Annotated in this window: 8 protein-coding genes; 1 reads left to right on the top strand and 7 read right to left on the bottom strand. The window is 37.9% G+C overall.

Annotation, left to right across the window (positions count from 1 at the left end; translation table 11 throughout):
• Positions 1-22 precede the first annotated feature (22 nt).
• From O3658_RS07170 to O3658_RS07145, 6 genes are all read right to left on the bottom strand, one after another.
• A complete protein-coding gene (locus O3658_RS07170) occupies positions 23-3,067 on the bottom strand; it encodes a type I restriction endonuclease subunit R (protein ID WP_371560381.1) in 3,045 nt (1,014 codons plus the stop codon).
• A 55-nt stretch (positions 3,068-3,122) separates the two neighbouring features.
• On the bottom strand, positions 3,123-3,641 hold the full coding sequence (locus tag O3658_RS07165) for a restriction endonuclease subunit S (protein ID WP_371560379.1): 519 nt from the start codon (positions 3,639-3,641) through the stop codon (positions 3,123-3,125).
• Between the two features lie 64 nt (positions 3,642-3,705).
• The gene (locus O3658_RS07160) at positions 3,706-4,812 is read right to left on the bottom strand and encodes a restriction endonuclease subunit S (protein WP_371560377.1); all 1,107 of its coding nucleotides are present in this window, start codon (positions 4,810-4,812) and stop codon (positions 3,706-3,708) included.
• A complete protein-coding gene (locus tag O3658_RS07155; protein ID WP_371560374.1) occupies positions 4,812-6,380 on the bottom strand; it encodes a type I restriction-modification system subunit M in 1,569 nt (522 codons plus the stop codon). The genes O3658_RS07160 and O3658_RS07155 overlap by 1 nt, the downstream gene beginning before the upstream one ends.
• Before the next feature lie 150 nt (positions 6,381-6,530).
• Positions 6,531-7,703, bottom strand: a complete 1,173-nt coding sequence (locus tag O3658_RS07150; RefSeq protein WP_371560372.1) for an AbiH family protein — start codon at positions 7,701-7,703, stop codon at positions 6,531-6,533.
• Between the two features lie 46 nt (positions 7,704-7,749).
• On the bottom strand, positions 7,750-10,395 hold the full coding sequence (locus O3658_RS07145; RefSeq protein ID WP_371560370.1) for a DEAD/DEAH box helicase family protein: 2,646 nt from the start codon (positions 10,393-10,395) through the stop codon (positions 7,750-7,752).
• 140 nt (positions 10,396-10,535) lie between these two features.
• Here O3658_RS07145 and O3658_RS07140 point away from each other — a divergent pair, with 140 nt between their 5' ends.
• Positions 10,536-11,156, top strand: coding sequence for a TVP38/TMEM64 family protein (locus O3658_RS07140; RefSeq protein ID WP_371560368.1), 621 nt, complete (start codon positions 10,536-10,538; stop codon positions 11,154-11,156).
• A gap of 254 nt (positions 11,157-11,410) precedes the next feature.
• Here the strand turns inward: O3658_RS07140 and O3658_RS07135 are convergent.
• On the bottom strand, positions 11,411-12,265 hold an 855-nt coding region (locus O3658_RS07135; RefSeq protein ID WP_371560366.1), incomplete at its 5' end, for an IS3 family transposase.

Raw genomic sequence — 12,265 nt, 5'->3', positions numbered from 1 at the left:
GATGAGTCTTACGTCCACTTCGCTAAATTCCTGAATAAATCTCTACTAACGTTTGAATCTGATGTAAAACTTCTTGTTTCTTACGTTCACGAGCTCCTTGTCTACGAGAAGTCGGTGGAATAATCGAATCCAAATCAGCTCCACTATTCTCAGCATAACCTCGTTGAATAGATCGATCAATGAATAACTGATAATCTTTTACAAGCTTTTCAGACTCTGCTAATTCACGAATAGCGACTGCTTTACGTTCTTTACCATAAGCATAGAATGCATTGATAATTTCATCATGGTCTTTCAGACTCGCTAAATCAGTATCATTGATAAAGCCAATCACCAACTCTTCCTTAGCACGAATATCAATACTTGAGCGAATAACACGGCTAACTTCAGCTTTCATTGCTTCTTTAGACTCAGAGTTCTTCGATTTTTCGACAATCAAAGCAAGAATATAATCTAGATTAATCTCGTCAGTTTTTAAGAGTTCAATCTCAAATTCAATATCTGAAAGGTCAACACCTAGGTCTTTCGTTCTTTCATAATTTTTAAGGTTTAAGAATTCATCTCGAATTTCAACGTAAGAACTTCTTAAATCTTGGAGATAACCTTCCGAGATAGGTTTGTTGATTTCCTGAAATTCATCATAATTTCGAAGAACGTTGTCAAGTTTCAGAAACTCACCAAATAATTTAACAAACTCTTTTTTATCATGTTCTGTTTCAATTTCTTGTGGATTTGGGAATCTTTCCAGAATTTCCTGACAAACCGCAGTATAGCCTTTGACCTCAATACCTGTTACTTGGTCCACGAAACCATCCATGTATTCACTAAAATTTTTTTCTAAGATGATTTCAAGCTTATTGGTGTCCCCAAAAGTCTTAATAGCTTCTTGCGTAGCCTTCTCTAAATCACGGAAACAAACAATATTCCCAAAAGGTTTAACCTCGTTAAAAATGCGATTGGTTCTCGAGAATGCCTGAATCAAGCCATGATAACGTAGGTTTTTATCAACAAAGAGAGTATTCATGGTCGGCGCATCAAAACCTGTCAAGAACATACCCACTACAATCAGCAAATCCACTTCCTTGGACTTAACTCGTTTAGAAAGGTCACGATAGTAATTTTGAAACTCTTTCCCATCAGTCGAAAAGTTGGTCTTGAACATTTGATTATAGTCGTAGATTGCCTTAGTCAGAAACTCTTTAGATGAGAGAGGCATGGCTGTATCTTGAGGATCTAGCTCTTCATCTTGAATCTCTCCATAAGCTGACTGTTCTTCGTTAGGCGCAAAGCTAAAGATAGTCGCGACCTTCAAACGCTTAGCTTCTGGTAATGCTGCTTGTTGTCGCTGAAGTTCTTCATAGTATAATTTCGCAGCTTCAATACTTTGTACAGCCAGCATGGCATTAAATCCAGACAGTTGTTTTTGTTTGTGAGTGTAGTGTTGATTTCGGTGCGTCTTGTCGTTATAGACTCTCAACAGGTACTCTGTGATGGTTGCAATCCGTTCAGGATGCAAAAGGAGCTCCTTCTCCATCTTTTTGAGTTTCTTCTCATCGAGCTCTCGACCGACTGCCTTTTCTGCTTCTCTATACTTATTGATTTCAGGCTTGATATAGTTATAGTCGACTTTGAACTTCAACACTTTTTTATCTCGAATAGCATCCGTAATAACGTAGTTATGAAGTTGTTCTCCGAAAACTTCTTGTGTCGTTTCTCCCGTTAAACTATTTTCTGGGAAAATTGGTGTCCCTGTAAATCCAAATAGAGCATACTGTTTAAAAGCCTTCTTAATACGCTTTTGCGCCTTCCCAAACTGGGACCGATGACATTCATCAAAGATTAAGACACATTTTTTATTGTAGATTTCATGGCTTGGATTTGCTGTTATAAATTTATTTAACTTCTGAATAGTTGTGACAACAATTCGATCATCATTTTCTTCAATACTACGTTGGAGTTCTTTTGTATTGTTACTACCATTGACTGAATTTGGTTGAAATTTTCGATATTCATTCATAGTTTGGTGATCTAAATCTTTTCTATCCACCACAAAAATCACTTTATCAATATAGTCCAACTCTGTCGCCAAACGAGCTGTCTTAAAGCTGGTCAAAGTTTTCCCTGAACCCGTTGTATGCCAGATATAGCCACAGGCATTGATAGTGCCAAAGTTCTTCATCTCATTAGACGAATGAATCTTGCGTATGATACTCTCAGTAGCTGCTATTTGATAAGGGCGCATGATGAGCAAGGTATTATTAGTATCAAAAACACAATACTTAGTCAATACTTCCAAGAGAACTCGTTTACTTAGGAAGGTAACGGTAAAGTCCTCAAGATCATGAATTGTTTTATTTTTACGGTCTGCCCATTCACAGGTGAACTCATAATGATTTTTATTCTGAGCTGTTGTATTTGCAAAATAGCGTGTAAAAGTCCCATTAGAAATCACAAAAATTTGAATATACTTGTATAAAGAATTTTCGCTATTGAAACTCTCCTTGCTATATCTATGGATTTGTTCAAAAGCTTCTTTAAGACTTCCCCCTCGCTTCTTTAATTCAATCTGAACTAGAGGTAGACCATTTACTAAGATAGTGACATCGTAACGATTAGTATGACTACCCACCTGGGTCACTTGGTTGATGACCTGCATACTGTTGTTGTGAATGTTTTTCTTATCAATGATGAAAATATTTTTAATCCGTCCATCATCAAAGACAAAGTCATAGATATGATTCTCTTGGATTTTTCGTGTTTTTTCAACTAACCCTTCATTGGGACAATCCAGATATTCCACTACAAAGCGATTCCACTCATCATCTGTAAAAGTCACCTTATTTAGCTTTTCAATCTGAACCTTGGTATTTGCTAAAATTTCTGCAGGAGTATGAATATTTAAGCGTTCATAGTTGAGATGATTCACCAAATCAGAAATCAGCTGATTTTCTAAATCAGCCTCTGACTGATATTCTCTATCCGTGCGATACTCTGGTTGATACTCAGCCAAGAGAATCCCTTCATTTGTTTCCGCAATTACTTCATGTACTTTTGAATAATCAACCATAGCATGCTTCCTTTTTTGTTTTAATTGAGATACTTTCTCAAAATGATTAAAGAGTTTATCTAGTAAAATTTAATAATTGTTCTCTCCAGTATTCATACTGTTTCTGTCTTAGTTCGATTTCTTTTGGAAGACCTTCAGAAAGAGAGTTGGTTAAGGTGTTGAAATGGTCAAGAATGGAGACGATTCTTTCTTGTTCAGAAAGAGACGGTAAATAAAAAGCAACTTTATCAATAGCATCCTTAGATAATCTAGGAATACTTGCCTTTCGAACCTGTGATTTAAGCCTAGCTTGCTTACTTAACAATACATAATACATAAACTTATCCGAAATATTATCCAACGTCTCTAATGTATAGACATCATCTGCCGCCCAAAAGTCCAAATCGCTATACCCAATTTCGCCAGCAGCTCCTGCACAGATAACAAAACTAGTTTCTTTCGGTCTGTTTGAATGTGTAAAATATCCTAAAGGCGTCAAACTGTTCTGATAAACTGGAAAACTTCCTGAAGTAGTCAGCTGATTTCTAACAAGACGTTTTCCTCGTTGTAAATTGATGACTTGTCCCAAATTCACCCGAATTGGGCCAAATACCCACTGTAAAAGTTTGATAATAGCGGAGTTGTCCCACTCCTCTACTCTACTCTACTCTACTCTCAGTGTACTCGCCTTCGGCGACGAATGTCAAGAGTTTATCTCGAAAATATTCGTACTGTTTTTGACGTAGTTCAATCTCCTTAGGCAGTCCAATATTTAAGTCGTTACAAACCGTGTCAAAGTTGTCTAGAACCTGAACAATGCGAGATTGGATTTCGAGGGAAGGGACTGGGATTCTAATTTTATCAAGAATAGCTTGAGTTAAACTTGGTCTTGTTGGATTAGTTGCCATTTCTTCTAATCTAACAGTTGTTAAATAATAATAAAAATATTTTGGAATAATCTGTTTATCATCAATTTCTGTATAGTAAATTGTATCGACATTCCAAAAAGCTTTTTCTAAATAGAACAAATTAGTAATAGAGCCTTTTCTAGGAATTAAAACAGTTGGTTTATCATAAGAAAAGTCTGCAACAAACTCTCCCATTTCTCCACCACTTCCATATACTGGTATTTCTCCACTTGAAAGGTTTTTCCAATCTTTACCATTTTTCAATGTAGCAACATCTTTAAGAACTTTCCACTCAACTTGATATACCTCATTCTCGAATGATAAGAGTTTATCTCGATAAAAAGAATATTGCTTTTTACGTGAGGTCAATTCTGAGGTCAATTCTGAGGTCAATTCTGTAACATACTCAGTCATTTTGTCAAGTATCTGCACGATTTTTTCTTGAATTTCTTCACTTTGAGGAATTGGTATAAGAGTAGTTCTTGCTTTACTCCAATGTCTTTTATAACTTCCTTCTTTCTTATAAAAATTACAAAAGCAATAGTATATATATTTTGCTTTTATGCCACTCTTAGGTTTCAAAATTTTTAAACCATCAGCTCCTTGAACAAAAGCGAAATCTATATATTTTACATGCTCTGAGTGATCCCCAAAAATAATATATTCATCCTTTTTCAGATATTTTCCATAATCTGAAAAACCTGCAATGAATTGTTCCCCTTGATCAACAATTGGTATTTTCCCTGATACTTGATACTCCTTTTTAGTTAATTTTACTGGACTTGTAACAGTATCAGTCACTTCCCCCAACTCTTTCCACTCAACGGGACAGTTTTGGATTTCTTCTAGGATATTCATCATTTACCTCCTAGCTCCTCTACAATCTTGTCTATCTCTGCACGTAAGTGGTCAATCTTAGCAACGGTCTCAGCAATTTCTTTGTTGAGAACATCAATATCAATCTTTTCAGTTGTATCTTCTTGTTCGACATATGTAGAGACAGAAAGGTTGTAATCCTGCTCTGAACCAATCGCTTCATTATCAACAAGAGATGCTTTATAGTCAACACTTTGATAATTAGTGAATAACTCAACGACATGGTCGATATTGTCATCCGTCAAGACATTGTTATTGGTCTCTTTTTTGAACTCCTTGCTCGCATCGATAAAAAGTGTTTTATTTTCTAGTTTATTCTTCGCCAAAACTAAAATCGTAGTTGCGATAGAGGTTCCAAAGAAGAGATTTTCAGGAAGTGCAATAACTGCTTCAACAAAGTTGTTATCTACTAGATACTGACGAATGGTCTTTTCAGCACCACCACGATAGAAAATGCCTGGGAAACAAACAATGGCTGCTCGACCTCTGTTAGACAAGTGGTTGAGACTATGCATGATAAAGGCAAAGTCAGCTTTAGACTTAGGAGCTAGTTTACCTGCTGGTGCAAAACGGTCATCATTTATGAGAGTTGGGTCTCCATCTCCCACCCATTTGACAGAGTAAGGAGGGTTTGAAACAATCGCATCGAACGGTTTTTCATCTAAATGCTGAGGATTTAAAAGGGTATCTCCTCGCTTGATATCAAAGTTATTGTAGTTGATATTATGTAAGAACATATTCATACGAGCCAAGTTATAGTTGGTCATATTGATTTCTTGACCAAAGAAACCATCCTCCAAGATATGGTCTTCGTATTGTTTTTTCATCTGTAACAAGAGAGAACCCGACCCACATGTTGGGTCGTAAACCTTGTTAATCTTGTCCTTACCAACCATCACCAAACGAGCCAGTAATTTAGAAACTGTCTGAGGAGTAAAGAATTCACCACCACTTTTACCAGCATTGCTCGCATAGTTGGAAATCAGGAACTCATAGGCATCCCCAAAAGCATCAATGTCATTTTCCTCAAAGTTGCCAAAGTTAATGCTATTGATACCATTTAGAATATCAGAAAGACGTTTATTCTTTTCTGGAACAGTACCACCAAGGATGTTGCTTCGTGTGTCCAAGTTATCAAATAAGCCTTTGATATCATCCTCTGATTTGAATCCAATCGCGGATTTCTCAATATCTTGGAAAATATTGGCTAAGTCCTCGTTTAAATTTTCATTTTGTGACGCGTTCTTAACCACATTTTCAAATAGTTGACTAGGAAGAATAAAGAAACCTTTATCCTCAACTGTCCCTGGTTTAAAATCTCGCTCAGCTTCTTGGTTACTCAAATCAGCATAACGGAATTCTAAATCCCCAGCCTCATGCTCAGCACGGTCAAAATAGTCAGCCATATGCTCAGAGATAAAGCGATAGAATAGAATTCCAAGTATGTACTGCTTGAAATCCCAACCGTCTACAGCTCCACGAACATCGTCTGCAATCGCCCAAATTTTACGGTGAAGCTCCTTACGCTCTGCACTTTCTTTATTTGCCATTTTTATTTTCCTTAATTAATGTATTATCCTTTCTATTTTATCATATTTTAAGAAAAACCACTCGACCTTAATAGGTCGAGTGGGGTAGAATTATTTTCTAAATAAGATTTTATAATAGTATTCTATAACTTCAGTTACTTTGTGACTACATTAAGGCAGTAGCACTTTTTCCATGCCTTTCTTGTCATCACTTTTTACAAATACAACATTTCGTTTCCCTGTTAATTCTACCAGTTTTTCCTTACCAAGGATGATTGCGAGATTCTTAACAATTGAACGTTTAGCTGCATCATCGTAATAAGTAAAAATAAATCTATAATCATACTTTCCATTTTCTGCTGATTCTGCTAATGCAAAACATTTTTGAAATATTTCTTTATCCAAAGGGTCTACTGAGTGACCAAAAATAACAATGTTTTTCGAAACTAGAACTCTAGTCGGAACAGCACGCCCTGCAACAGAAGTATTTTTTACCGTATAATTTCTCTTAATAAAAAATTCTTCAAATTTATTCCCTGTTTCTTTGACAACTCGTTGATAATATTTCTGATAAGGTATCAAATCACTGTTGACATCATTTTCCTTATCCTCAATTCCAAAAACCATGGTATTGATTGTTCTATCTAAATCAATTCGCCCATGTATAAAATGAGTTTTCTCCTCAAAAGTTCCAAAGAGATGGCCCGATGTATTGGTGTAATTAAAATTTAGAACAGAGGAATTTGATATATTCGATACTGCATCTAAAGCTGTTGGCTTAGCTTTAATCTTGCTAACTTCAAAATCAAAATAATCTAAATACGATAGATAGATTTCTAATAATTCAATTAAAAAATCGAGGTGCTTAATAAATAACCCATTAAGGTTCTCTATGAAAAGTTCTTTTTTATAACTATCAATTTCATTCTCTGAGAATTCATCATCGAATACTTTTGCAATATAACGTTTTGCGATGTAATTACTTGCACCTTCTAAAACATCATCAATTAAAGAGTAATAATCAGGTCCAGTACATTTAAATAATACATTAGTATTTTTTTTAAAATACATTATTGCGTCTGCAAGTTGAGAAATCATGATTTCAAGGTTAGACCAGTTTTCTCCAAGTCTATCCCTATTTTCATTAATAAATTTCAAATACAAATTATCTTTATAATTGGATAACTTAATTTTTTTATACGGTTTAATAAATTTTCTAAAGTTTACTATGTATTTCTTTCTTGAATTTAAATCATTAGTAAATTCAATAAATTCTTCATACTTCGTTTTCCTCCCCATTGCAATATCAAAACCATTACCCAGAATTAGAATAGTATCTGCCATAATTATTTCCTTCTTTTTTATATAAATATTTAAATTGTGCTTCCCCCTACTTCAAAGCACTTTTTACCTTTTTCTTAGTTATGATGCGGTCGTTTTTGTTGGCTAGGGATTTGAGTCTAGCTTCGAGCAGGATTTTTCGACCTGCTTCGTTACGGGTGTAGACCAGCTGATAATCACCTAGCTGAGGGGCGACTGCGTCTAGAAAGAGCTGTGCATCTTCCTTACGTTTTTCAAAGAGGCTAGGGACTACGAAATACTTGGACTGACCTGCTGGTGCTTTTTTAGCGACTAAGAGGTAGCGTTGATTGTCCACGGCTGCAAAGAATTCACCCAAGGTCTGAGAAAAGAGTTCCTTATCTCTCATACTGCCCCCCTTAAGATAGGCAAAAATGCTATAACTTTCCTTATCTTCCTCTACCTGCACGCGCGACTGATCATCGGAAAGATGCCCCATCTTTAGCATGGCATTACGAATACCTTCACCCGCCTGCCGTATGCGTACATAAGGACTCTTGTAAAAGAAATAGCGAATCACAGTGTAGGCTAGAAAGAGGATGCTCAGTCCAAACAACCAGCGAATACTAGTTCCACGGACCCTAAAGATATAAAAGAGGAGATTGAGGGCCGTTAGCATAAAGGAATAACGGAGCCATTTTTCAGCATCAACAAGAGTGAGCAGAGGGATCTGCTTGCGATCTGTTGCTATCTCATTGACAATCTCTAGCTTATCCGCAACTACCAACGCCTCCTGCCATTTTTTGCGAAGGGTGGTACGGTCTTTGGACAATTCCTTGATTTTCTGATTATAGGCTTGAATCTTATTTTTCTTAAAGGGTGGTTTAGGGAAGTCCAAGCGATCTAGACCTGTCTCGATGGTATCCTCCTTATAGGACAAGCCAAGGAAGTGGTCCATACGACGGGCAAGAGTTTGCAGGTCCTGATATGGATTGAGGGCTTCCTCTTCTTGATTTTCATTTGAAAAGGCTGGATTTTTGTAAGGTTTGATGGCAACTAGGTGCCAGATATTGCTGGTCTTATCTGGATGTCCTGGCCAGATACGAATAGCACGGCCTCGCATCTGATTACTGAGCATAAAGCTTCCGACAAAACTTCCTAGAATGAGAGAGTTGACACAAGGCGCATCCCATCCTTCTCCCAAGAGAGACTTAGTTCCGACCAAGACCTGGATAGAACCACGTTGGAAGAGCTCAGTCACTGCTGCGACCATCCCCTTAAAGCTAGATGGAAATCCTACTTGGAGATAGGCACCTTGGTCAAGTTTTCCGATGGCTGAGAAGGTCAAGCTAGTGTTTGGGATGAGTGCTTCGAGTTCTTCCTTGACACTGGCAGGTATGATCACGACACTACCTGAAAGGACTGCTATAGGGACAGAAAGCCCTTGTTTTTGTGCACTTCTGCGAATCGTTTCAAAGTAAGGGAGGACACCTAATTGCGTGATTGGTGCTTGGTCATCTCCCAGATAACTGGCAAAATCCTTACGGATATAGTCTGCCAAGACCAACTGTCTCAAGTCCTGACCTAGACTAGTATACTCGGTTTCAAAGATAGATGCGATCCCAGCCAGTTTTCCTAGAGATTGATTGAGGATTTGGTCATTGGCCTTGGATTTGACCAAGTAAACCTGACGTTTTTCAATCAATCCTCTTGATTTCAACTCAGCTTCTATCTTTTTCTTTGTCTCCTGTGGATCCTCATACCAGTCGGGTGTCTGATAGAGAAGGCCTTGCAAGAGAACTTCCAGCCAGTAGTAATTAAGAGCAGGCAAGGCTTCAGCTCCCAGTAAATCTCGTAAGTGCTTAGGAATTTCTAGCTTTTGAGCCTGTAGATAAATGAGGAGGGCGGAGAGATACTTGGGATCTTCCAGGAGCATATCCGCAGAGATTTCCCCTTTGAGGACCTTGGAAGACCTAATGAGCGTCTGAAAATCAGGGTCAACCACTAGTTGACTGACATACTGCCACTTGGTGTCCTCAAATGCTTCCAGGCGCTTGTCTTCTTCCTTGGTCGGAAAACAGATATAGACAAAGTCCTGGTGTGGACAGAGGGTATCTTCCTTGACCAGTTCTGGCACCGTGATTTCTTGGTCAATCTCTCCACACATCTGGAGATAGCGATCCCAGAGTTCTGGCTCACTGTCATAAGGAGGTGTTGCTGTGAGAGAGATGACTTGCAGTTGTTGGTAATTTTTACGGAAATCTTCTAGGCTTTTCCACCATTCATTTCTCAAGTGATGGCATTCGTCCAGACAGAGGGTTTCAACGCCCCTTTCCTTGAGGCTGGCAATTAGGTCAAATCCGACAAAGTCCTCAACTTCTCCATTATCTTCTTGCGATTGTACTTGTTGCATGGCACTGTGAAAGGCTTGGTATGTGGCGATGGTGATTTGCTTCATGTCCTTGAGATTTTGAGAAACGAGACTTGTGACCTGGTCCTCATTCTCTAAAAAAGCCTGGCGAATCCTATCCACCCATTGTTCCCGAATGATAACCGTCGGCACCAAAACCAGAGCTGGCTTATCAAAGCGGGCAATCAACTCGATACCAATGGTTGTTTTCCCAGAACCTGGTGCTGCCACCAAGTGGACATGGCCATCTGATTGATATTCCTGAAAGTTATCCAAAACTTGTTTTTGGTAGTTGCGCCAAGTACCGTTAAACTTCAATCCTAACATGATTTTCCTCATTCTAAGCGGTCATTTTCTTATTCCCATTTTACCATACTTGAGGCAAAGTCACATGAAGTACCTACCCCATATAGTCTTTCTCCTCAAAATATGGTATAGTAGAATCATACTACTCAAGAGGAGTTTACATGTCACACGATAAACAAATGAAAGCTGTTTCTCCCCTTCTACAGCAAGCAATTAATATTTCTTCCATCATTGGTGGAGTTGGTACTTTGATTTTCTGTATCTGGGCCTATCAGGCTGGAGTCTTGCATTCCAAGGAAACCCTATCTGCCTTTATCCAACAGGCCGGTATCTGGGGGCCACCACTCTTTATCTTTTTACAGATTTTGCAGACGGTTGTTCCTATCATCCCAGGTGCTCTGACCTCTGTTGCAGGTGTCTTTATCTACGGGCATATCGTTGGGACGATCTACAACTATTTCGGTATTGTTATTGGTTGCGCCATTATCTTTTACCTGGTTCGCCTCTACGGAGCACCCTTCGTTCAGTCTGTCGTCAGCAAGCGCACCTATGATAAGTACATCGGTTGGTTAGACAAGGGTAATCGCTTTGATCGATTCTTTATCTTTATGATGATTTGGCCGGTTAGTCCAGCGGACTTTCTCTGTATGTTGGCTGCTTTGACCAAGATGAGCTTCAAGCGTTACATGACTATTATCGTCTTGACCAAGCCCTTTACCCTGGTCGTTTACACATACGGCTTGACCTATATCATTGATTACTTTTGGCAAATGTTCGCCTGATCACTAAAAAAAGTTGATCAAAAACTCAATTTTATACTCAATGAAAATCAAAGAGCAAACTAGGAAACTAGCCGCAGGTTGCTCAAAGCACTGCTTTGAGGTTGTGGATAGAACTGACGAAGTCAGTAACATATATACGGCAAGGCGACGTTGACGCAGTTTGAATTTGATTTTCGAAGAGTATTATCAGAAAATGAAAAAAATAAAACGCATAGTATCAAGGTGTACTGACCCCAAAAAGTTAGACAATTAATTTATTCAAAGGATTTAGTTCTGTATTGCACAGGACTGAGTCCTTTTAGTTTTACCTTAATTCTTTTATTGTTGTAGTAATCAATATAGTCTACAATAGCTTGTTCCAAGTGCTCAAGTGACTGAAACGTATTCTCATAACCATAAAACATTTCAGACTTAAGAATGCCAAAGAAAGATTCCATCATACCGTTATCTGGGCTATTTCCCTTACGTGACATAGATGGTTGGATTCCCTTATTCTTTAAAAAATGATGATAGAAATCGTGTTGGTATTGCCATCCTTGGTCACTATGGAGAATTGTATTTTCGTAATGGTTCTCTGTAAAGGCTTGTTCTAGCATAGCTTTCATTTGTACTAAGTTCGGTGAAGTAGAAAGATTGTAGGAGATAATTTCGCTGTTAAAGCCATCTAAAACTGGTGATAAGTAAAGCTTTTGAGTACTTGCTGGAATGGCAAATTCTGTCACATCTGTGTAGCACTTTTCCATTGGTTTGGCTGCTTCAAATTGACGTTGAATGAGATTCTCTGCCTTCTTGCCAACGTCTCCTTTATGAGAAGAATATTTTCGTTTCTGTAGAATTTTAGCTTGTAAATTGAGTACTTTCATCAAGCGTTGAACTCTTTTATGATTGACCAGATAACCACGATTTCTTAGTTCTAAATGAATCCGACGATAACCATAATTTCCCTTATGTTCGATAAAAATGGATTGAATTTCAGCTTTAAGCTCTTGGTCCTTATCTGGTTTGTCTAGCTGTTTCAAGTGATAGTAGTAGGTCGAACGAGCTAGTTTAATGGCTTTTAGAAGAATATCTAACGAAAACTCAGTAATTAATTCTTGAACAATTTCTGT

The organism is Streptococcus sp. 27098_8_69 (genome assembly GCF_041432445.1).
Classification (GTDB): Bacteria; Bacillota; Bacilli; order Lactobacillales; family Streptococcaceae; genus Streptococcus.
The sequence above is the reverse complement of the archived record's forward strand: the minus strand, read 5'-3'. Positions and strand labels throughout refer to the sequence as shown.